This is a genomic window from Staphylococcus sp. FSL W8-1268 (genome assembly GCF_038003965.1).
Lineage (GTDB): Bacteria > Bacillota > Bacilli > Staphylococcales > Staphylococcaceae > Staphylococcus > Staphylococcus hominis.
Map to the genome: position 1 here is coordinate 954439 of NZ_JBBOQE010000001.1, position 22567 is coordinate 977005.

24 protein-coding genes, 8 tRNA genes and 1 riboswitch are annotated in these 22567 nt (G+C 31.3%); of the genes, 22 read left to right on the forward strand and 10 right to left on the reverse strand.

Going from position 1 to position 22567, the window contains the following annotated elements; genetic code table 11:
• Positions 1-13: 13 nt before the first annotated feature.
• The 4 genes from prsA to NST64_RS04975 all read right to left on the reverse strand — a co-directional run bounded on the left by prsA (position 14) and on the right by NST64_RS04975 (position 2914).
• On the reverse strand, positions 14-973 hold the full coding sequence (gene prsA / locus NST64_RS04960; protein WP_002449639.1) for a peptidylprolyl isomerase PrsA: 960 nt from the start codon (positions 971-973) through the stop codon (positions 14-16).
• A 223-nt stretch (positions 974-1196) separates the two neighbouring features.
• Complete coding sequence (locus NST64_RS04965) at positions 1197-1754, reverse strand: DUF3267 domain-containing protein (RefSeq protein ID WP_002449649.1); 558 nt, start codon at positions 1752-1754, stop codon at positions 1197-1199.
• Between the two features lie 199 nt (positions 1755-1953).
• Complete coding sequence (locus NST64_RS04970) at positions 1954-2337, reverse strand: YtxH domain-containing protein (protein WP_002449632.1); 384 nt, start codon at positions 2335-2337, stop codon at positions 1954-1956.
• Positions 2338-2488: 151 nt separating this feature from the next.
• A complete protein-coding gene (locus NST64_RS04975) occupies positions 2489-2914 on the reverse strand; it encodes an HIT family protein (protein ID WP_002449628.1) in 426 nt (141 codons plus the stop codon).
• 134 nt (positions 2915-3048) lie between these two features.
• On the opposite strand from NST64_RS04975, the gene ecsA reads away from it, so the two are divergent.
• Both ecsA and ecsB read left to right on the forward strand, forming a co-directional pair.
• Entirely contained in the window at positions 3049-3786 is a 738-nt protein-coding gene (gene ecsA, locus NST64_RS04980) for an ABC transporter ATP-binding protein EcsA (protein WP_002449630.1), read from the forward strand.
• Positions 3783-5006 (forward strand): ABC transporter permease EcsB, encoded by a 1224-nt coding sequence (gene ecsB, locus NST64_RS04985; protein WP_002449661.1) that lies wholly within the window; start codon positions 3783-3785, stop codon positions 5004-5006. The genes ecsA and ecsB overlap by 4 nt, the downstream gene beginning before the upstream one ends.
• A gap of 55 nt (positions 5007-5061) precedes the next feature.
• Here the strand turns inward: ecsB and NST64_RS04990 are convergent, their stop codons facing one another.
• Positions 5062-5562, reverse strand: coding sequence for a hypothetical protein (locus NST64_RS04990; RefSeq protein ID WP_002449647.1), 501 nt, complete (start codon positions 5560-5562; stop codon positions 5062-5064).
• Positions 5563-5809: 247 nt separating this feature from the next.
• Here NST64_RS04990 and hemE point away from each other — a divergent pair, with 247 nt between their 5' ends.
• The 14 genes from hemE (at position 5810) to menC (ending at position 13650) form a co-directional block, all read left to right on the forward strand.
• Positions 5810-6847 carry a uroporphyrinogen decarboxylase gene (hemE, locus tag NST64_RS04995; RefSeq protein ID WP_002449650.1) on the forward strand — a complete coding sequence of 346 codons (1038 nt, stop codon included), beginning with the start codon at positions 5810-5812 and terminating at the stop codon, positions 6845-6847.
• A 45-nt stretch (positions 6848-6892) separates the two neighbouring features.
• On the forward strand, positions 6893-7816 hold the full coding sequence (gene hemH / locus NST64_RS05000) for a ferrochelatase (RefSeq protein WP_002449636.1): 924 nt from the start codon (positions 6893-6895) through the stop codon (positions 7814-7816).
• 17 nt (positions 7817-7833) lie between these two features.
• The gene (gene hemY, locus NST64_RS05005) at positions 7834-9228 is read left to right on the forward strand and encodes a protoporphyrinogen oxidase (RefSeq protein ID WP_002455160.1); all 1395 of its coding nucleotides are present in this window, start codon (positions 7834-7836) and stop codon (positions 9226-9228) included.
• A gap of 103 nt (positions 9229-9331) precedes the next feature.
• Positions 9332-9892 (forward strand): RBBP9/YdeN family alpha/beta hydrolase, encoded by a 561-nt coding sequence (locus NST64_RS05010; protein ID WP_077700529.1) that lies wholly within the window; start codon positions 9332-9334, stop codon positions 9890-9892.
• Positions 9893-10215: 323 nt separating this feature from the next.
• A tRNA-Met gene (locus NST64_RS05015) sits at positions 10216-10289 on the forward strand.
• 14 nt (positions 10290-10303) lie between these two features.
• Positions 10304-10379: transfer RNA gene (locus NST64_RS05020), tRNA-Asp, on the forward strand.
• A 21-nt stretch (positions 10380-10400) separates the two neighbouring features.
• Positions 10401-10473 (forward strand) — tRNA-Phe (locus tag NST64_RS05025).
• Positions 10474-10484: 11 nt separating this feature from the next.
• Positions 10485-10560, forward strand: a tRNA-His gene (locus NST64_RS05030).
• Positions 10561-10573: 13 nt separating this feature from the next.
• Positions 10574-10647: transfer RNA gene (locus NST64_RS05035), tRNA-Gly, on the forward strand.
• Between the two features lie 12 nt (positions 10648-10659).
• A tRNA-Asn gene (locus NST64_RS05040) sits at positions 10660-10734 on the forward strand.
• A gap of 1 nt (position 10735) precedes the next feature.
• Positions 10736-10807: transfer RNA gene (locus NST64_RS05045), tRNA-Glu, on the forward strand.
• Positions 10808-10857: 50 nt separating this feature from the next.
• Positions 10858-10948 (forward strand) — tRNA-Ser (locus NST64_RS05050).
• Positions 10949-11247: 299 nt separating this feature from the next.
• Positions 11248-12642, forward strand: a complete 1395-nt coding sequence (menE, locus tag NST64_RS05055; RefSeq protein ID WP_002488441.1) for an o-succinylbenzoate--CoA ligase — start codon at positions 11248-11250, stop codon at positions 12640-12642.
• A complete protein-coding gene (gene menC / locus NST64_RS05060; protein ID WP_049418264.1) occupies positions 12643-13650 on the forward strand; it encodes an o-succinylbenzoate synthase in 1008 nt (335 codons plus the stop codon).
• Here menC and yidD read toward each other — a convergent pair.
• On the reverse strand, positions 13641-13886 hold the full coding sequence (gene yidD, locus NST64_RS05065; protein ID WP_002449651.1) for a membrane protein insertion efficiency factor YidD: 246 nt from the start codon (positions 13884-13886) through the stop codon (positions 13641-13643). The two genes, menC and yidD, sit on opposite strands and share 10 nt — an antisense overlap.
• 67 nt (positions 13887-13953) lie before the next feature.
• Between yidD and ytkD the strand changes: the two genes are divergently transcribed.
• Together ytkD and NST64_RS05075 are read left to right on the forward strand one after the other, a co-directional pair.
• On the forward strand, positions 13954-14427 hold the full coding sequence (gene ytkD, locus NST64_RS05070) for an RNA deprotection pyrophosphohydrolase (RefSeq protein WP_002449666.1): 474 nt from the start codon (positions 13954-13956) through the stop codon (positions 14425-14427).
• Entirely contained in the window at positions 14408-15181 is a 774-nt protein-coding gene (locus NST64_RS05075) for an alpha/beta hydrolase family protein (protein WP_002455164.1), read from the forward strand. Before ytkD ends, NST64_RS05075 begins: the two co-directional genes overlap by 20 nt.
• Before the next feature lie 46 nt (positions 15182-15227).
• Here NST64_RS05075 and pckA read toward each other — a convergent pair whose 3' ends face one another.
• Positions 15228-16820 (reverse strand): phosphoenolpyruvate carboxykinase (ATP), encoded by a 1593-nt coding sequence (gene pckA, locus NST64_RS05080; RefSeq protein ID WP_002455165.1) that lies wholly within the window; start codon positions 16818-16820, stop codon positions 15228-15230.
• 158 nt (positions 16821-16978) lie between these two features.
• Positions 16979-17091: riboswitch (SAM riboswitch) on the forward strand.
• 114 nt (positions 17092-17205) lie between these two features.
• Here pckA and metK point away from each other — a divergent pair.
• The 3 genes from metK to NST64_RS05095 all read left to right on the forward strand — a co-directional run bounded on the left by metK (position 17206) and on the right by NST64_RS05095 (position 20361).
• Positions 17206-18402, forward strand: coding sequence for a methionine adenosyltransferase (gene metK, locus NST64_RS05085; RefSeq protein ID WP_002449627.1), 1197 nt, complete (start codon positions 17206-17208; stop codon positions 18400-18402).
• A 98-nt stretch (positions 18403-18500) separates the two neighbouring features.
• Positions 18501-19412 (forward strand): NERD domain-containing protein, encoded by a 912-nt coding sequence (locus NST64_RS05090; protein ID WP_002449668.1) that lies wholly within the window; start codon positions 18501-18503, stop codon positions 19410-19412.
• 115 nt (positions 19413-19527) lie between these two features.
• Positions 19528-20361, forward strand: a complete 834-nt coding sequence (locus tag NST64_RS05095; protein ID WP_002449660.1) for an aldo/keto reductase — start codon at positions 19528-19530, stop codon at positions 20359-20361.
• A 60-nt stretch (positions 20362-20421) separates the two neighbouring features.
• On the opposite strand, the gene NST64_RS05100 is transcribed toward NST64_RS05095, so the two are convergent.
• Genes NST64_RS05100 through NST64_RS05110 form a run of 3 tightly spaced genes read right to left on the reverse strand, consistent with a single transcriptional unit; the run spans position 20422 to position 21485 of the window.
• Positions 20422-20775 (reverse strand): fluoride efflux transporter FluC, encoded by a 354-nt coding sequence (locus tag NST64_RS05100; protein ID WP_002455169.1) that lies wholly within the window; start codon positions 20773-20775, stop codon positions 20422-20424.
• Positions 20772-21137, reverse strand: a complete 366-nt coding sequence (crcB, locus tag NST64_RS05105) for a fluoride efflux transporter CrcB (RefSeq protein WP_002488424.1) — start codon at positions 21135-21137, stop codon at positions 20772-20774. The genes NST64_RS05100 and crcB overlap by 4 nt, the downstream gene beginning before the upstream one ends.
• A 39-nt stretch (positions 21138-21176) precedes the next feature.
• Positions 21177-21485, reverse strand: a complete 309-nt coding sequence (locus tag NST64_RS05110) for a hypothetical protein (RefSeq protein ID WP_002488429.1) — start codon at positions 21483-21485, stop codon at positions 21177-21179.
• A gap of 245 nt (positions 21486-21730) precedes the next feature.
• Here NST64_RS05110 and NST64_RS05115 point away from each other — a divergent pair, with 245 nt between their 5' ends.
• Positions 21731-22444: a transaldolase gene (locus NST64_RS05115; protein ID WP_002488434.1), complete on the forward strand. Its 714-nt coding sequence runs from the start codon at positions 21731-21733 to the stop codon at positions 22442-22444.
• Positions 22445-22567: the final 123 nt, after the last annotated feature.

The window sequence follows — 22567 nt, forward strand, 5'->3', positions numbered from 1 at the left end:
TGATTTATGAAAATTATGAAGATAATCCTGATGAAGCACCACTACTTTGTTGTTCTTTTAATTTTTCTGGATTAAGTATAGTATCTTCTACAGATTTTTTAATATCACTATCTTTATAATCTACGTTGTATTCTTTTAATAAGTCTTTATAAGCATTAGTCAATAGTTTTGGGTTTTTTTGAACTTTTTGTTCAATAATTTTTGTTTTTAATTGAGATTTTTGTTTGTTAAAGTCATCTTCTTTATTAGCTTTGATAATGTGATAGCCGTATTCTGTTTTAACAATGTCAGAAATTTGACCTTCTTTTAGTTTAAATAAAGCTTTATCAAATTTATCGACCATTTGTCCTTTAATAACATAACCTAATGATCCGCCTTTTTTAGCTGAAGCAGAATCCATTGATTCTTTTTTGGCAAGTTCATCAAATTTATTTGGATTTTTTTCAACTTCCTTTTGAATTTTTTCAGCTTTTGCTTTTGCTTTTTTATCTGATAAACCTTCTTTATCACTATCAGATTTAACTTTAATTAAAATGTGTGATGCTTTCTTAGTGTCATCTTTTATTTCTTTGTCAGAAACTTTGATTTTATCATTAAGTAATTGTTTTTGGTAAGCAGATAGTCTTTTCTGTTCTTTGTAATCATCAAGTGTCATACCTTGTTGTTTTAGCATACTTTCAAATTGATCTTTACCACCATATTGTTTTTCTTCTTTTTTAATATCATCATCGATACGCTTAGTATCTACTTTGTCTTTATATTTATCAGCTAATATTTTATTTAACTCAATACTAAATGATGTGCTGGCAATTTGATCTTTACCAATTTTATCCATAACATCTTTAACGGTTACATTACCAGCTTTTGAAGAAATTAATGTATTATCTTTAGAATCTGTAGAATCAGAACTACATCCTCCTAGTAATAAAACACCTGCTGTAACAGGGACAATGAGTTTATTCATAATTTTCATAGTTGATAGCTCCTTTGTGTATGTTAACAAAGTTACTATAACATAATATAATTATTCCACCAATTAATAAAAGATGATTTACAACTAAAGTATTAGATGAAAAATAATTTAAAAAAAGTCTACAATATCATTCAATATCATAGACTTTTTAATATATTCAAAATAACCACTAGACTGTATTTTAATTTTGATTGAATACGTTTATAATTACCATCTTTATATCTTAGATATTTGAATGGAAGGGCACTTTTGTCAGTAAATTAATACCTGTTTGGTGTTCTTCAACAAATTGTCCTTCTTTTGAAAAAAGAATAATTTTTAAATATAAAAAATCCATAACTGATAAACCAAGATTTAAGGCAAGTAAGAACATAAAATAGTGTCCATAACTTGGAAAATGATAAGTTAGGAAAATTAAAATGCTTGTAATTATTAAAAATGGCAAAATAAGATTAATGCAAAAATAAAACTTGCGGACAGGCGTATTCACATACGTATTAAAATAAGGAAGCCATTTTTTCTTATTCAACTTGTGCCATCTAAATGCATGAATATAAGGTAAAAAGAAAAATAAATGTATTGTTTTGTGAATAGGGTACATAAGAATAATAAATAATATTAGAAGTAAAAAGTATTTATCTGATAAAGGCGTTTTTACAAAATAATACATAATCTCATAACTAACTAAAAACGCAATAATAGTTGTTACAATACTCAAAAAAGCAATTCTTGGAACACCAAATCGCGCATGAATATCTATATGACGTTTACATAAAAACATGACTACACCTCGAAAATAGGTCGTTTAATATACGATAGGTATTATCTAACTAAGTTGAGTTATCGTCAAGATAATTTTTCATAGCTATTGTAATATAGAACAATGTTTTTATATTAGATTGTATATTTATAAAAAAAGCCATAAAGAAATCTATTAATATAAATTTCTTTATAGCCAAATTGAGCTCAATGTTAGAGTTCTATTTGTTATTATTCTTATCTTCTGAAAATGTATTACTAATTTCTTCGCCACGATTTTGAAGATTTTCAATATGAGATTTTAATTTTTCAATATTAGGATTGATATCAGATTTAAAATCTCCGATTAAAGTCTTAAATTCGTTTGCAATATCGCTGCCTTGTTGTACACCGTCATTTTTCACTTGCTTACTATAATCAATAATATTATAGAAACTACGTTTAATTGTTTCGATTTCTCGTTCTAATTCTGAGCGAGCACCAGTAGGAACTTTTTGTCCAGAGGCATTAGCATTATATCTTTGTTGATCACGATTCATCCATGATACGGCAATACCAGAAGCAAGTCCCACACCGATACCAAATAATACACGTGTAACCTTCATTTTTATTCTCCTCACTATTATGTCGTTTATAGAATAAATCATATCATTTTATGAAGTAAGTAACGATTGACTTAAGTTACTTACTATAATTATTACATCGACATATTGATTTCATTTTATATTACCCGTAAATGATATTCAATATGCAGAATTATTCAAATTGAGCTTTAATTTGTTCAGCAATATCTTTTTTCTGTTCATCGCTAATTTCGTTTTCATGAGTTTCCCATTGATAACCAAAACCATCAATATCATCTTTATATCGTGGTAGGAAATGGAAATGTAAATGAAATACTGACTGATCAGCATATTCACCATTATTTTGAATAATATTTAATCCATCAGGTTGAAATGCTTTTTTAATGGCATTTGCTACTTTTGGAATAGCAACTCCAATGTGTTTCATTGTTTCTTCATCAGTTTCAAAAATATTAGGAGAAGCTTTCTTCGGAATTAAAAGTGTGTGTCCTTTAGTAACTTGAGAAATATCTAAAAATGCATAAACATAATCGTTCTCATAAACCTTATAGCTTGGAATTTCACCAGTAAGAATTTTACCAAAAACAGTTTCTGACATAATTAAATGCACTCCTTTAACCTATTTTTACTCATTATTATAACATTGTTATTTTAAAAATTCGCTAATGAGTTATAGCAAACTTTAGTAGTTATATAATGATTTTGGTACAATATAACTCATGGAGGTGCCTTATGACAGTTAAAGTTGAACATTTAACAGGAGGATATGGTAAACGTCCTGTTATTGAAAATATAAATTTTGAATTAAAAAAAGGTGAGATAGTAGGATTAATTGGTCTCAATGGCGCTGGAAAAAGTACTACAATTAAGCACATGCTTGGATTATTAACGCCAATAGAAGGAACACTTTCAATTTCAGATACCAATATTACTGATGATATTGAAATCTACCGTCGTAAACTATCCTATATTCCTGAATCACCAGTCATTTATGAAGAATTAACATTAGAAGAACATATAGCCATGACTGCTATGGCTTATCAAATAAGTAAGGAAGAAGCAATGAAACGTGCGCGTCCTCTACTAAAAACATTTAGACTTGAAAATGAACTTAATGTTTTTCCTAGCCATTTTTCAAAAGGCATGAAACAAAAAGTAATGATTATATGCGCATTTATTGTCAATCCTGAACTTTATATTATTGATGAACCATTTCTTGGTTTGGATCCATTAGGTATACAATCCATGCTTGATTTGATGGTTGAAAAGAAAAATGAAGGGCGTACAGTACTAATGAGTACCCATATTCTTGCAACTGCTGAAAGATATTGTGATCGATTCATTATTTTAGATAAAGGAAAAGTGGTTGCTTTTGGAAATCTAGAGGAACTACGAGAACAAACGGGTCTTAAAGATCAAACTCTTGATGATATCTATATCCATGTTACGCAAGGTGGTCAAGCGACATGAATAATGAAGCCATAGCATTATTTAAACAACGTTATGATGCAATAAAGAAAGAAAAACATTATTATAATAAATTTATTTTTAATGGTCATTTTACTGTATTCTTAGTTATTTTATTAGGAGCCTTTATATTAGGTTATGGTCAATGGTTACAACATATTCCTAAAAATGTAGATTATGCATTCTTAGCAAGTGTTGTAATTGCTTTAACTTCAATCTTTCCATTTCGAACATTTTTAAAAGATGCTGACAAGTTATTTTTGCTTCCTTTTGAGAAGAATATGGAAGATTATATAAAATTAGGCCTAAGATATAGTTATTTTAATCGTATAATATTGCAAATAGTGTTATTAATTGTATTGTTTCCATTATTTTATAAGCTTAATCAACAATTAGTTGTATCTTATATCGTGATGAGTGTATTAGCGCTTATTCATCCTATTTTAGGATTACGCTTAAAATGGCAATGGTATCGTGCGAGATTGTCTCAATGGATATTAAATGTCTTAATATTTTTAATTAATTTTATAACGTATTATCTAGTTTTAGGGAATCAATTATATTTTGCCATTTTACTAACAATCATTTTCTTTGGCATGGCGTATTTTATACCTAAATTTAAGAGTCAGGCGTTATTTCCATGGGAACAGTTGATTTCAGTAGAAGAAAGACATCATACAAATTATTATAAATTTGTAAATATGTTTACTGATGTTAAGCATTTAAAAGAAAATGCAGCAAGACGCAAATATTTAGATTTTCTTTTACCCACACCCAAAGGACGCCGTTTTAATTCGCACAATATGTATCTTTATTTATTTGTGAGAAGTTTTGTAAGAGGGAAAGATGCATTAAGTATTATTCTTCGACTTGTTATCATTGCACTTGTACTTATGATTTGGCTGTCTCATCCACTTGTTTCTATTATTATTGGTAGTTTATTTATGTATATTATTTTATTGCAAATGTCTCAGTTTTATACGCAGCAAGCGTATGGACTATGGCCTCAAGTTTGGCCTGTATCAGATAGTGAAGTAATCAAAGGATATGAAAAATTCTTATATCGCCTTATGATTATGATAGGTATTATTTTCGCAATCATTTTTATCATTTTTTATATGAAATACTTCTTTTTTGCAATTGTATTCTTTATTGTAGGATGGTTGACGATTAGAAGTACGATTAAAAAATTGCAATATCAGGAAACTTTATTAAGAGATTAAAAAAAGAGGGAACTTAAGATGTATTAAACACATACTTAAGCGTCCTCTTTTTATGTTAATCGTTAATAGGATATAAATATCTTTCAAAATAACTTGAATGTTGACTGCTTGAGCCAAAATAATGTCTTAATGCTTCTTTAGAAAAATAATCATTAAACATATCAGATGATTTAAAATCTTCGTATGTTTGACGACTAGCGAAGCCAAAGTAAATTTTATAAGTAGTACCTTCTTCAGGTCTTAAGAAACGATAACTTTTAAAACCAGCAAATTGACTAAAATCTAAATTCAAATTTGAAAGACGTTTTTCTAGTTGATTGACATGATCATCTGAACTTGGAATGAAGATAGCTGAATAGAAATGTTGATTATTAAGTTCATTTATTTCATTAATAACTTCATAAGTAGTAGGATGTTTAAGTATAGATTTATCTTCGGATTCTTCGATAATGACTGAAGAATCATTAGTTGAATAAATAAACAGATGATTCTCAGAATGATTTAAACGAATTTGATTTAAATAGTCATAAGTTCCATAAGTTGTATATATTTTCATAAGCTATACCTCCTTTATTTATGTATATTATACGATTAAATGATAAGACTAGCTATTATAAATAATTAAAATAAGAAAATAAATTGTGAATAATTTATTTAAATCAATTCACTTATAATTACAAATTTAAAATTAAAGAATAGATAGAAGTGCTTTGTCATTTTTATGACATTTAATATTTAAGAAACGCGAAATCTTTTATGTTGTGATATTATGAATAAGAATGATTTTAATTTAGGAGGACAAAATGGTGCATAAAAAAAATAATACAATTTTACAAACAATTAAAGGGGAATTAACCTCACACACACCTGTGTGGTTTATGCGCCAAGCTGGCAGATCGCAACCAGAATATCGCAAATTAAAAGAAAAGTATTCACTTTTTGATATTACACATCAACCAGAACTTTGTGCATATGTAACACATCTACCTGTTGATAATTACAATACTGATGCAGCTGTGTTATATAAAGATATTATGACACCACTTAAACCTATCGGAGTAGATGTTGAAATTCAATCTGGTATAGGACCTGTAATTCACAATCCCATTAAATCTGTGAAAGATGTGGAAAAATTAACTCAAATCGACCCCAAAAGAGACGTGCCTTATGTGCTAGAAACAATTAAAATTCTAACTGAAGAAAAATTAAATGTACCTTTAATTGGATTTACGGGTGCTCCCTTTACATTAGCATCTTATATGATTGAAGGCGGGCCGTCTAAAAACTACACATTTACTAAGGCAATGATGTATGGCGATGAAGAGACTTGGTTTGCTTTAATGAATCATCTTGTAGACGTTTCAATTAAATATGTAACTGCTCAAGTTGAAGCAGGTGCAGAATTGATTCAAATTTTTGATTCATGGGTAGGCGCACTTAATGTACAAGATTATCGATATTATATAAAACCATTTATGGATCGGTTGGTCTGTGGAATTAAAGAACAACATAATATTCCTGTTATATTATTTGGTGTAGGGGCTAGTCATCTTATTAATGAATGGAATGATTTACCAATAGATGTTCTAGGTTTAGACTGGCGTACATCTATTTTGCAAGCAGATCAATTAGGTGTAAATAAAACATTACAAGGTAATTTAGATCCTTCATTATTACTAGCGCCATGGGATGTATTAGAACAAAGAGTTAAAGCAATACTTGATGAAGGAATGCAAAGAGGTAAACATATATTTAACTTAGGTCATGGCGTTTTCCCAGAAGTTCAACCAGATACACTTAAAAAAGTAACACAACTGGTTCATGATTATACGCAAAAATAAAATTAGAATCATAAAAATTTATTTTTAAAAGGGAAGGTTTTAAGAATGACTAAAACAGTAGGTTTATTAGTAATGGCATATGGTACGCCATATAAAGAAAGTGATATTGAACCATATTATACAGATATACGACATGGTAAAAGACCAACTGAAGAAGAGCTTCAAGATTTAAAAAATCGTTATGAATTTATAGGTGGACTTTCTCCACTTGCAGGTACCACAAATCGTCAAGCTGAAGCACTTACAGATGCACTTAATAAAACATATGATGATGTAGAATTTAAATTATATTTAGGATTGAAACATATTTCTCCTTATATTGAAGAAGCAGTTGAAAAAATGCATAATGATGGTATTACAGAGGCAGTTACAGTCGTATTAGCGCCTCATTATTCAAGTTTTTCAGTAGGTTCATATAATAAACGGGCTAAAGAAGAAGCGGATAAATATGGTATACAACTACATCATGTTGAACGTTATTATCAACAACCTAAATTTATTAAATACTGGACAAATAAAGTAAATGAAACACTAGCTAAAATTCCGGAAGAAGAACATGATGAAACAATTTTAATCGTGTCTGCGCACAGTTTACCTAAAGGATTAATAGAACGTAATAATGATCCTTATCCTAATGAAATTAAAGATACAATGGATCGTTTAGAAGCTTCTACAAATATTAAACATGTAGCGCAAGGGTGGCAGTCAGAAGGTAATACAGGTACGCCCTGGCTAGGACCTGATGTACAAGATTTAACAAGAGAATTATACAAAGAACATCACTATAAAAACTTTATTTATACACCCGTTGGATTTGTTTGTGAACATCTTGAAGTACTTTACGATAATGATTATGAGTGTAAAGTTGTTTGCGATGACATTGGTGCTAATTACTATCGACCAGAAATGCCTAATACAAATCCGTTATTTATAGGTGCAATTGTCGACGAAATTAAAACAGTTTTTTAAAAAGGAAGGGACATGTTGTGAGTAAAAAAGTTGCAATTATAGGCGCTGGCATTACAGGTCTAGCCAGTGCATATTATTTTAAACATTATAATGAAGACATAGATGTAACTATTTTTGAAGCAACTTCAAGACCTGGAGGTAAAATTCAAACTTATCGCCGCGATGGTTATACTATTGAACTTGGTCCAGAATCTTACTTAGGTCGAAAAACGATCATGACAGATTTAGCAAAAGATATAGGTCTTGAAGATGATTTAATTACGAATCAAACAGGACAATCCTATATTTTTGCTAAGAACCAATTGTATCCTATTCCTGGCGGATCAATTATGGGAATTCCAACAGATATTAAACCTTTCTTAAAAACACGTTTAATTTCTCCTTTAGGAAAATTAAGAGCAGGATTAGATTTAGTTATTCCGCCTATTAAAATAGAAAATGATATTTCGGTTGGTGAATTCTTCAGAAAACGTTTAGGAAACGAAATGCTGGAAAATTTGATTGAGCCTCTTATGGGAGGGATTTATGGAACAGATATTGATCAATTAAGTTTGATGAGTACGTTCCCTAATTTCAAGCATAAAGAAGAATCATATGGTAGTTTAATTAAAGGAATGAAATATGAAAAACGCGAACGTACAAGAAAACGTCAGCTTTATCCGGGCGCTCCTAAAGGACAATTCAAACAATTTAGACATGGGCTAAGTTCATTTATTGAAGCACTAGCTAAAAATGTTGAACAAAAAGGTGTACACATCAAATACAATACACCAGTAGAAGATATTCATATTCATAATGATAATTATGAGATTGTTACACATAATAGTCGAGAGACGTTTGATGGTTTACTTGTTACGACACCACATCAAACGTTTATGAAATGGTTTAATCATGATTCAGCATTTGAATACTTTAATACTATGGATTCTACTACAGTTGCAACGGTTGTATTTGCATTTGATGAGAAAAATATTGAAAATACTTATAATGGTACTGGATTTGTCATTGCGAGAACTAGTCATACAGATATTACTGCATGTACTTGGACGACTAAAAAGTGGCCATTTACAACACCAAAAGGTAAAGTATTATTACGTGCGTATGTAGGAAAACCTGGTGATACGGTTGTAGACGACCATACTGATGAAGAAATTGTAAATATCGCACGTCGAGATTTAAGTAAAATGATGACGTTTAAAGGTGATCCAGATTTTACGATAGTAAATCGATTACCAAAAAGTATGCCACAGTATCATATTGGTCATATGACTCAAATTCGCAATATACAAACCCATGTAAAACGTCAATATAACGGGTTACGCATTACCGGTGCACCGTTTGAAGCGGTAGGCTTACCTGATTGTATTCAACAGGGTAAAAATGCTGTTGAAGAATTAATAGACGAATTATAAATAAAGCATAGTAAATAAGCACTTTTTAGAGGTTATATTTTCTCTTTAAAGTGCTTTATTTTAAAATAAATAGTCATTATTAAGGAGAAAAGGAGAATAAGAAATGACAGATGTAATTATTGTTCACTCACAAATAGGAAATGCACATAATCATTGGTATCAATGGTTAAAACATAACCTAGCGCTTGAAGGATATAATGTACAATTGTTTAATTTAGATAAAGAGGATAACAAAAAATTAGATACGTGGATAAAGGCTATGAAACAACAAATTAAAATCAATCATCCTGATACGTATGTTGTAACCCATGGCTATGGTTCAATCGCTGCCTTGAAATTTATTGAACAAGTAGATTTAAAATGTCCAATAGAAGGCTTTTTTAGTATTGCTGGATTTAAAGAAGATGCGCAAGACATTGATGAATCTGTTAATTTAGATCATATTACCATTGATTATGATGAGATTAAGAAAAAGGTTAAACACTTTCACGGCCTTGCTTCAAAAGATGATGAACATGTATCTTATAAGGAAACTGAAAAGTTGTTGCAAGCTTTAGGAGGATCAATTCGAATTGTTGAAGAAGGAGGTCACTTCCTAGAAGAAGAAGGCTTCGTTTCTTTCAGTGAACTACAAGAAAAAATGCAAAAATATATGACACAATAATGTTAGAGTGGGAAAGTATCAAATAGTAATATAAAGAGTAATAATAATTATGAGATTTTACATCTAAATTATCCCACAAAATAAAAATTTTTAAGTTTAGCGTTTTTTTACACAAATTAATTTATAATTTTTATTGACTATATAGATATTAATATATATACTAATAAAGTATTGAAAAAAGCACTACTTAAAAATAATTATCTCATAATTATTTAAACTTATAATTAAAGTATTGTAAAAATTATTTTAAAAAAGTGTTGACATTACAGTGACTTAAATGATATATTAATTAAGTACTCGTTTGAAGTACTAAATAATATTAGCGCGGGATGGAGCAGTTCGGTAGCTCGTCGGGCTCATAACCCGAAGGTCGGTGGTTCAAATCCGCCTCCCGCAATACATAATTTTATAGGTCTCGTAGTGTAGCGGTTAACACGCCTGCCTGTCACGCAGGAGATCGCGGGTTCGATTCCCGTCGAGACCGCCATTACTTTTGACTTAAGATTAAGGTTCAGTAGCTCAGTTGGTAGAGCAATGGATTGAAGCTCCATGTGTCGGCAGTTCGATTCTGTCCTGAACCATTTACACTTTGGCGGTTGTGGCGAAGTGGTTAACGCATCGGATTGTGGTTCCGACACTCGTGGGTTCGATTCCCATCAACCGCCCCATAATCGTTATTAAGCGGGTGTAGTTTAATGGCAAAACCTCAGCCTTCCAAGCTGATGTTGTGGGTTCGATTCCCATCACCCGCTCCATAATTTAATTATTCCGCAGTAGCTCAGTGGTAGAGCTATCGGCTGTTAACCGATCGGTCGTAGGTTCGAATCCTACCTGCGGAGCCATGGCTCCTTGGTCAAGCGGTTAAGACACCGCCCTTTCACGGCGGTAACACGGGTTCGAGTCCCGTAGGAGTCATATAAACAGAAGTGAAACATCGCTTCTGTTTTTTTATTTAATTGAATAGAGGAGAGTTGTCCGAGTCTGGCTGAAGGAGCACGCCTGGAAAGTGTGTAGGCGCTTTATCGCGTCTCAAGGGTTCGAATCCCTTACTCTCCGTATCAAAAGCTTTATATCATAGGGTTTAGACTTAGCAAGTGTCAATTATGTGTCAAGAAAATAATTCTCTGACATGTTGACCTTGCTCTTTTTATGTTCTTACTCTCCGTACAGTAGCTCAGAATGGTTATTTTCCATTCTGGGTTTTTTATAGCTACAAGTATTTAACTATATTTATCTAAAAAGGGTAATATCTTTTAAAAAATAAAACAATCACAAAATAAATTTAAACATGAATCCTGTTAAGTCATTTAAAAATCGTTATAATATAGTATGTATAACTATTGGAGGAATGAATAGTGGAATTTTGGTTAAAAGAGCAAAGTATAAAAAACAAAAACAAAATTGCGGTTACAGATGGTAAGTATACATTAACATATAATCAATTATATTCTGCAGCGTATCAGCTTTCAAAGAAATTATTATCTTTAAATGAAAGTAGGGTAGGACTATATATTGGAAACGACATTGAGTCTATTATTTTAGTGCACGCATGTTGGTTAGCGCAAATTGAAATTGCAATGATCAATACACGATTAACAACAACTGAAATGACCAATCAAATGAACTCAGTGAATGTTCAACTTATTTTAACTACAAAAGAGTTCGATTTACATTCACATCAAGTTCTCTCATTTAATCAACTGAGCGATTATCCTGATGCGCCTAATCATAAACAATTTGATATTCATCGTATTGCATCTATTATGTTTACATCAGGGACGACAGGACCCCAAAAAGCAGTACCTCAAACGTTTAAAAATCACTATGCAAGTGCATTAGGTTGTAAAGAAAGTCTAGGATTTGATCAACAAACGACATGGTTATCGGTTCTTCCAATTTATCATATTTCAGGACTTAGTGTGATTTTACGTGCTACCATTGAAGGGTTTACTGTACGTTTATTAAATAAATATAATACTGAAGATATGCTGACTATTATTAAAAATGAATATCCTACACATGTGTCACTTGTGCCACAAACGTTAAAGTGGCTAATGGATGCTGGTTTAAATAAGCCATATTCAATTGAAAAAATATTACTTGGGGGTGCAAAATTATCATCCACGCTCATACAACAGGCATTGAGTTATCAATTACCTATTTATAATTCTTTTGGAATGACGGAAACATGTTCGCAGTTCCTAACCGCTTCACCAGATATGTTAGCTAAACGATATGATACAGTAGGTAAACCAAGTGATAACGTTGAAGTATGTATTAAACAACCTAATGAAGAGGGTCATGGTGAATTACTTATCAAAGGTGACAATGTAATGAATGGATATTTGTATCCTAAAGATTTGGATAACACATTTGAAGATGGTTTCTTTAAAACCGGAGATATTGCAGAAATAGATAGTGATGGTTTTGTAATGGTCTATGATCGACGTAAAGACCTTATTATTAGTGGTGGAGAAAATATCTATCCTTATGAAATTGAAACAGTGGCTAAAACATTCAATGGAATTATAGATGCAGTATGTGTACCTAAAGAAGATGATACTTGGGGTCAGATTCCAGCACTTTATTATGTCGCAAGTGAAACAATTGAGGTTAAAGACCTTATAGATTTCTTACAAGAACATTTAGCAAAATATAAAGTTCCTAAGATATATCAACGCGTCAATGCATTACCTTATACTTCTACTGGAAAATTACAACGTAATAAAGTTGGAACTGAGGATCATTAAATGAAAATTATTGATATACAATTTTATTACTATACCGCGCCGTTTCATTCTCCGATTACGACGCCTAAAATCGAAATGACACATCGCAAAGCACTCATAGTACGATTTATTTCTGATGAAGGGGAAAATTATTTTGGTGAATGTAATGCCTTTGAAACGGATTGGTATGATACTGAAACAATTGAGACAGTAAAAATACGAATACAACAATGGTCAAAAAAGATTTTAAATCATTCATTCAATACATTTAGTGACTGGTTACCTTATCTTGATTTATTAGATAGTTATCCGGCTACTAGATGTACTGTTGTGATGGCGGTTTATCAGATGTTTTATTCACAACCGTGCTTTAACGTTGAATATGGTGCAACAGTAAGTGGTTTATCTTCTTCACAATTACAAACACTTAAAGACACAAAGCCAGCACGTATTAAATTAAAATGGAGTTCTCATCTCATTAACGACATAAAAAAGCTACGCAATGAACTTCCATTTGAATTTAATCTTACACTCGATGCAAATGAAACACTGGATATGTCACAATTTCAATTATTAAAAGAGATTGATCAACACGATATTCTATACGTTGAAGAACCATTTAAAGATTTAAATGATTTAAGTTATATAGATGTTACGCATTATCCTGCTATTGCTATTGATGAAAAAGCAACGGATTTACAATCAATTTTGAAAATTATTCATCAATATCCTATCACTGCAGTTGTGGTTAAACCATTTAGACTGGGAGGAATAGATAGAGCGCTAGAACTCATTCACTTATTAAAAGAGAAAGATATTAAAGTGATCGTTGGTGGGATGTATGAATATGGACTCAGTCGATATTTTACTGCTTTATTAGCAAAAGAGGGGTCTTATCCAGGAGATATTACTCCAGATGGATATTATTTTGAAACAGACTTTACACAAGGCATAGGCAAATTAAAAGAAGGATTGATATATTTCAATCCCCCTAAAATTAATATAAATGCATTATCTGTTTATGAATGATGATGTGTATGTTTGTCTTTTTTTAAAGGTACCGGATCAAATCCACCTTCATGAAATGGATGGCATTTTAAAATACGTTTTACTCCCATGTAGCCACCTTTAAATGCGCCATATACTTCTATAGCTTCTTTAGTATATTCAGAACAAGTAGGATAGAATCGACATGTTGGTGGTGTCATAGGGGAGATGAAACGCTGATAAAAACGAATGATGCTTAGAAATGATTTTTTAAGCATAAATAAACCTCCTATAGACATTTGATTATTAAATAATTTTACCACATTTAAGAGGGGGATGAGTAATATGGAGTTTATCGATCAAGAGGATAGACGAGTCACGATGCAATATAAAACTGATGATGATATACCGAACGGAAACCATGTTTTAGCTATTCCGATATTTCAAAATCAATTATTATTCACTAAACACTCTAAAAGAGGTATCGAGTTCCCTGGAGGTAAAGTTGAAATTAATGAAACGAGTCAACAAGCGATTGCTAGAGAACTTTATGAAGAAACAGGTGGAAAGATAGAAGCCTTATATTATATCGCGCAATATCAAGTTCATACCTTTGATAAATCACTTTTTAAAAAAGATGTGTATGTGATTAAAGTGAAATCCATTGAACATAAACATGACTATTTGGAAACAGAGGGTCCTATATTATTTCATCTAGTTAATGAGATTCCTGAGCACCAAAAAAGTTATTTAATTAAAGATGAAGCAATTTTAAAATGTTTAGAAAGGGTGAAAGATCTTGGGTATTACGAATATTAGAACAATGCCTGTTGAATCCAACACTCATCGATTTGAGGAACTAACTTATACAGTAGACGAATTAAGGGTAAAAGCGTTACAGATGGTCCCAATGTATCATAATGTTAAACGTATTGTAGTTTATTTACGTGGTGGAAAAGGGCAAGTTGGTAGAGTAAGAGCTTCAAGACTTATGCAATTTTCTGATCCATATACATTAGTTATAGGACCCTATTATAGAGGAAGTAATGGTAGTGAAGGAAAAGATGAATTTTGTAATGCTGATTTACATGATGTAACAGTACTTATTCGACTATTAAAAAATAAGCATCCCCAAGCTTTCGTCCATATGATTGGATTTTCAAGAGGTGGAATTCAAGGTCTATTATCATTTCAGGATGATCCAGTTGATAGCTATATTATTTGGGGTGGCGTTTCAGATATTCATTTAATGTATGAAGAACGTGTAGATTTAAGGGGAATGCTAAGACGTATGGTAGGTCATCCGAAAAAAGATAAAGAGGCATATGAACAAAGAAATGCGATACGTACATTGAATCAAAACAGTCCACCTATTTTAATTGTACATGGTGGTAAAGATTGGCAAGTGGGTATACATCAAGCGTATTTTCTTCAAGAACAACTAGAACTTAAAGGGGTCAAACATGATACATTTTATCAACTTGACGAAGGCCATGTACCAAGACCGAAAGCATTGAAAGAAGTTTTAGATTATATACATCAATGGATGAATAATATAGAACAAGACTTATAAAGATGACTACAACGGTCATCTTTGTAAGTCTTTTGTTTATATATTATTAATGACTAAATCCACCATTTTTAGCAATATCTTTTACTTCATCTCCAAATTTTTTGAAGTTTTCTTCAAAACGTTGTTTTAAGTCATTAGCTTGATGACGATAAGCCTCAGGATCATTCCAAGCATGGATTGGATTTAAAATCGTTTTAGGCACATCTTCCATTTCAATTGGTATACTTAAACCAAATATTTCATCTTTAGTAAATGTAGCTTGTTTTAGTTTGCCAGAAATAGCTTGATCTACCATATAACGTGTATAATGTAAGCTGATACGACGTCCAACACCATATTTTCCACCCGTCCATCCTGTATTTACTAGATATACATCAACATCATGGTCATCAATTAGCTTACCAAGTAAATTCGCATATTTAGTAGGGTGCAAAGGTAAAAATGGAGCGCCAAAGCATGTTGAAAATGATGGTTCAGGTTCTGTCACACCACGTTCAGTGCCAGCTAATTTTGACGTAAAACCACTTAAGAAATGATACATGGCCTGAGATTTAGATAATTTAGAAATAGGTGGAAGTACGCCAAATGCATCTGCAGTTAAGAAAATAATTGTATTAGGGTGTGCGGCTTTAGAAGGTAATACGATATTATCGATATGATGAATTGGATAAGCAGCACGTGTGTTTTCTGTGTTCGTATTATCATCAAAATCAACATGGCCACGTTCATTAACAATTGTATTTTCAAGAATAGTACCATATTGAATGGCATTATAAATTTGAGGTTCTTTTTCTTTAGATAAGTGAATGGCTTTTGCATAGCAACCACCTTCAATGTTAAAAATACCATTTTTATTCCAACCATGTTCATCATCGCCAATTAATTTACGATTTGGAGTCGCTGATAATGTTGTTTTTCCTGTACCAGATAATCCAAAGAATAGAGCAACATCACCTTTTTCTCCAACATTGGCAGAACAATGCATACTCATAATATCTTGCATAGGTAATAAGTAGTTCATCACTGAAAAGATACCTTTTTTCATTTCTCCAGCGTATTCAGTACCACCAATTAAAATCACTTTATGTTTAAATGAAACAATAATAAATGTTTCAGAATGAGTACCATCAACGTCTGGATTAGCTTTAAAATGAGGGGCAGAAACGATAGTGAAATTTGGCTTAATATGACTTGCTTCCTCAATAGATTCAGGTCGGATAAACATGTTTTGGGCAAATAAATTATGCCATGCAAGCTCATTGATGATTTTTAATTTTAATTGTGAGTCTTTATCACTTCCGGCATAACCGTTAAAAACGTATAATTCCTCTTTTTGATCTAAATAATCTAATACTTTGTTGTATAAATTTAAAAACACGTCTTCATCTATAGGTTGATTAATGTCTCCCCAATCAATATTGTCTCGATATGAAGGTTCGTTAACGATAAATTTATCTTTTGGTGAACGACCAGTATATTTACCTGTACTCATATTAATTGCGCCAAGTTCAGTAAGTTGACCTTCATTATTGTTTAAAATTTTGTAATAAAGCTGAGTAGTAGAAAGTTGAAATAAAGTTGTTTCCTTTTCTAATAAGTGTTTGATTTTAGGTGTTTCACTGTATGTATCTATTGACATACAACATCCCTCCAAATATCTATTCATTTATTAATGTAAGCCCTTACATTAAAATAGTATAACATAATGATTTAATTATTCCATTGTAAATAAAAGAACATTTAAAATTCAAAATTGACAATTCTAATGTATTTATGTAGTATAGGTCTTAACGGATTCTCTTATCCTGAGTGGTGGAGGGACATGGACCCAATGAAACCCAGCAACCTCTTTTTTTAAAAGAAAGGTGCCAAACCGTTTGCAGACGCAATATTTGTCTGAACGATAAGAGCGAATGGACGTTTAAGAGCCTTCTCTCTATCTAGGTAGTTGAGAAGGCTCTTTTATTTTAAGCTCATTGTCAAAAGAGAATTTTCGTAAATATAGTTAAAAAAAGGAGCAAATCATGACTTATAATAAACGTTTATTTACATCAGAGTCAGTGACAGAAGGGCATCCAGATAAAATCGCCGATCAAGTATCTGATGCGATTTTAGATGAAATTTTAAAAGACGATCCTAATGCACGTGTCGCTTGTGAAACAACAGTAACAACAGGTATGGCTTTAATTTCTGGTGAAATTTCAACGTCTACATATGTAGATATTCCTAAAGTAGTACGCGAAACAATCAAAAATATTGGTTATACAAGAGCTAAATATGGTTACGATTATCAAACAATGGCTGTTTTAACAGCTATTGATGAACAATCACCTGATATTGCCCAAGGTGTAGATAAAGCACTTGAGTATCGCAATGATATATCTGAAGAAGAAATTGAAGCAACAGGTGCCGGAGACCAAGGATTAATGTTTGGTTATGCAACAAATGAAACAGAAACATATATGCCGCTTCCAATCTTTTTATCACATCAACTAGCGAAACGCTTATCAGATGTGCGTAAAGACGGTACCTTAGATTATTTACGTCCAGATGGTAAAGTTCAAGTAACAGTAGAATACGATGAAAATGATAAACCTAAACGTATTGATACGATTGTGGTATCTTCTCAACATGCTGAAGACATTGAATTAGAACAAATTCAAAAAGATATTAAAGCGCATGTCATTTATCCAACTGTACCTGAAGGTTTAATTGATGATGAAACTAAATTCTTTATTAATCCAACTGGTCGATTTGTTATTGGGGGTCCTCAAGGAGACGCTGGTTTAACTGGAAGAAAAATTATCGTAGACACATATGGTGGTTATGCTCGTCATGGAGGCGGTTGTTTCAGTGGTAAAGATCCTACAAAAGTAGACCGCTCTGCCGCATATGCAGCTAGATATGTTGCAAAAAATATTGTAGCAGCTGGATTAGCTGAGCAATGTGAAGTGCAATTAGCTTATGCAATTGGTGTAGCAGAACCTGTATCTATTGCTATTGATACATTTAAAACTGGTAAAGTTTCTGAAGGCCAATTAGTTGAAGCGGTAAGAAAACACTTTGATTTGAGACCAGCAGGTATCATTAAAATGCTTGACTTAAAACATCCTATTTACAAACAAACAGCTGCATACGGACACTTTGGTCGTACTGATGTATTGTTACCATGGGAAAAATTAGATAAAGTGAATGTCCTAAAAGATGCCGTTCAAAAATAATGTAGGATATACATCAATCAATTAGGTTAAACCTCGAAATTATCGTCTATTTCTATTATAATAGATAGATATTGACAGTTTAAAAGGAGCGTTATCTAATGAATTCATTTGGACCGATTGAGATTGGTTTAATTGTAGCGATAATCATAGCGATTATATGTTTTATTCTATTTTTAGTTGCCTTGAAAAGTAAAAATAATATGAAACACAAAGCGAGTGAAGAATACAATCTCAAGGAACAACAACTCAAATCTTCACATGAGGAAGCACTTGAAAAAGAACGTATTGAAAATAAAAAACAAGTAACGAAACAAAAAGAAGAATTTGAAGCTACAGTTAATGGAAAAGAACGTGAAATTGATGCTTTGAAATTATTTTCTAAAAATAAAAGTGAATACGTGACTGATATGAGACTCATTGGTATTAGAGACCGTTTAGTTAAAGAAAAACGTATTAGACGTGAAGATATGCATATAATGGCTAATATATTTTTACCAAGTAATGAGTTTAATAATATTCAACGCATTAGTCATCTTGTGCTTACTAGAACTGGGTTATATATCATTGATTCACAATTATTAAAAGGTCATGTGTATAATGGAATTAGCGGCGCACAATTTCAAGAATTACCAATGCTGAAGCAAGTATTTGATACACTTGATTTAAACACACAAGCGCCTCAAACGTTAGTGCTTGATCAACATGAAGATAATCATTCGAAACTATCATTTATTAATTATTCTGATCAACTTTCTGCAATTGAGAATTTAGCTACAGATTTACAAACAGAATTAGGACTTAAATATAAGCCAACATCAATTTTATATTTTAATCCTAAACATGATAAAGACGTAACGATTTCAAACTATGCACAAAGCTCAAGTGTTAAGGTTTTAGTTGGTCCTGAACAACTTGACGAATTCTTTAACAAATTTGTATTCCATGGACGTATTCAATATAATGTCGATGAATTACAAAATATTATGGATAAAATTGAATCATTTAACTAAGAGAGGCTACCATCAAAATTTAAAATTTTGATGGTACTTTTTTTATTATAAGCGATGTTCATAAATATACTTTTAGGGTATATACAGAATAGTTATTTTTAAAGGAGGAAGTAAAATGGACTATATTGAATTCTATAATGGAAATCAAATGCCAATGTTAGGACTTGGAACATTTCGAGTAGAAAACGACGATACTTGTAAAGAAGCAGTTAAACATGCCATTGAATCTGGGTATCGTAGCATAGATACTGCTAAAGTATATGGAAATGAAGAACAAGTAGGCCAAGGTATCAAAGAAGGATTAGAATCAACAGGTTTAAATAGAGAAGATATTTTCGTAACATCAAAATTATTTTTCGAAGATTTCGGACGTGAAAATGTGGCTCAAGCCTACGAAACTAGTATCCAAAAACTTGGGTTAGATTATTTAGATTTATATTTAGTACATTGGCCAGGGACAAATGAAGCCGTAATGATTGATACATGGAAAGGTATGGAAGATTTATATAAAGATAATAGAGTTAAAAACATTGGAGTTAGTAATTTCAATCCAGATCATTTTGAAGCATTATTAGCACAAGTTTCAATTAAACCAGTCATTAACCAAGTAGAATTTCATCCATACTTTACTCAAGAAAAACTTAGAAAATATTTAGAAGCGCAAAATATTTATATGGAATCTTGGTCACCATTTATGAATGCTCAAATTTTAAACGATGAAACGTTAAATGAAATTGGTAAAGAAGTTAATAAAACAGCAGCACAAGTTATTATTAAATGGAATATGCAACATAATGTCGTCGTTATTCCCAAATCAGTTACATCAAGCAGAATTGAAGAAAATATAGATGTATTTGATTTTGAATTATCAGCAGATCAAATGAAACGAATTGATGATTTAAATAAAGATCAACGTATAGGACCTGATCCAGATACATTTGAAGGTTAATCAATTTAATTAAAAAAGAGTGAACTTGTAGGTTAATTTACTACACAGTTCACCTTTTTGTTATATTATAAAACCAATCCAACAAGCAATAAATCCTATAACAAATTGCAATAGAGAATACATCATAAATTTAAAAAGTTTGAAGGACGGTGTTAGACATTGCGCAAGCTCATAAGACATGGTTGAAAATGTCGTTAAACCTCCTAAAAATCCGGTAATAAAAAACATATGTATCCAGTTTAAGTGAATAGAGAGCCCAGTCGTTAAACCAATGAGAAAACTTCCCATCCAGTTGACGATTAAAGTAGCAATAGGTATTGAAGTAGACCATTTGGATTTAGTGACATCAGTTAGCCATGCTCTAACGACAGCGCCAAAACCACCGCCAATCATAATTAAAAGAGCTTGTATCAAGATGTAAGACCTCCTAATTTCATACCTATCCAGCACAAGATAACACCAAAGCAATAACTCATAAACGCATAAACCACAGCTAAGATAATATGATGGCTGTAAAGTAATGTGACTAACTCAAATTGAAATGTTGAAAAGGTTGTTAAAGCGCCTAAAAAACCAGTTGTAATACCTTTTTTAATTTTAGGATGATCTTTAAATAATTTAATCATTACTACAGACAGATAACCCATAAGAAAAGCACCTGACAGGTTAGCTATCAATGTGCCAATTGGAAAGATGCTACTCTGATTCATAAAGGAAAACAAAAATCTTAATAAAGCGCCCAACATACCACCTATAAACACGGTTATATATTGCATAATATACTCACCTTTATATAATATTTTATGCGTATTTGATTATGAAAAAATGCCAAACGTTGTAACAGAAGCAAAAATATGGAACAAAATTACTACTAATATGACATAAGGTAATATGTTAGAAGCGGTCTTAATCCAATCTTTATTTTTATAATTTAAATGTTTAATTGCTTTATCAGAAAATATAATTGAAGCAATAAGGATGACAACATTTACAATACTACATGCAATTAATAAATTTTTTATTGATTTAAATTGAATGCTTAATAAAGGATTAAATGTATTAAAATAAAAGCTAATAATTAAAAGAATCACTGATATATATAAATATTTTTTTGATTTAGACATAACATACCTCCGATTTATACCATTAAATAATATTACCACATTTAATTTCATTTTTAATAGTACCTTTATCATAAGGTTTTAATTTTCAGAAAATTCAAAGCAAAACATTCGCATACACAAAAAAAGCATGATATAAATAACATAACGAAATAGTAAAACATACTGTACATAAAAAATAATTATACATATGGTGTCTTTTCATAAAGCAAGCTATATTCGTAATATAAATGAGAAGGGAAGATTTTATGACTCAATTAAATGTAGAAGTATTTGCTGATGGTGCAGATATCGAACAAATGAAAGCTGCATACAAAAATAAAGAAGTAGATGGTTTTACAACAAATCCTAGCTTAATGGCAAAAGCAGGTGTAACAGATTATAAAGCTTTTGCAGAAGAAGCAGTACGTGAAATTCCTGATGCTTCTATATCATTTGAAGTATTCTCAGATGATTTAGACACAATGGAGAAAGAAGCAGAAATTTTAAAGCAATATGGTGACAATGTGTTTGTTAAAATTCCAATTGTGAACTCAAAAGGTGAGTCTACAATTGAATTAATTAAAAAATTATCAGCTGATCATGTTCGTTTAAATGTAACTGCTGTTTATACAATTGAACAAGTTAAAGCTATTACAGAAGCAGTGACCGAAGGTGTACCTACATATATCTCTGTCTTTGCAGGGCGTATTGCTGATACGGGTGTAGATCCACTTCCTTTAATGAAAGAATCTGTAAAAGTCGCACATAGTAAAAATGGTGTTAAATTATTATGGGCAAGTTGCCGTGAAGTGTTCAATGTTATTCAAGCTAATGAAATTGGCGCCGATATTATCACTTGTCCATCAGATGTTGTTAAGAAAGTTAACAATAATCTTGGACGCGATATTAATGAATTGCCAGTAGATACAGTTCAAGGATTTGCAAAAGATATTAAAAGTTCTGGACTATCTATATTATAAAATCACTATATCTAAATTATGACCAACCGAGTCTAAGACTACAAACATGTCTTAGACTCGGTTTTAGTGTTATATGAATATCAAAGAGAAGGAGTAATAAAGTATCTTGAGTTGTATCTTTCT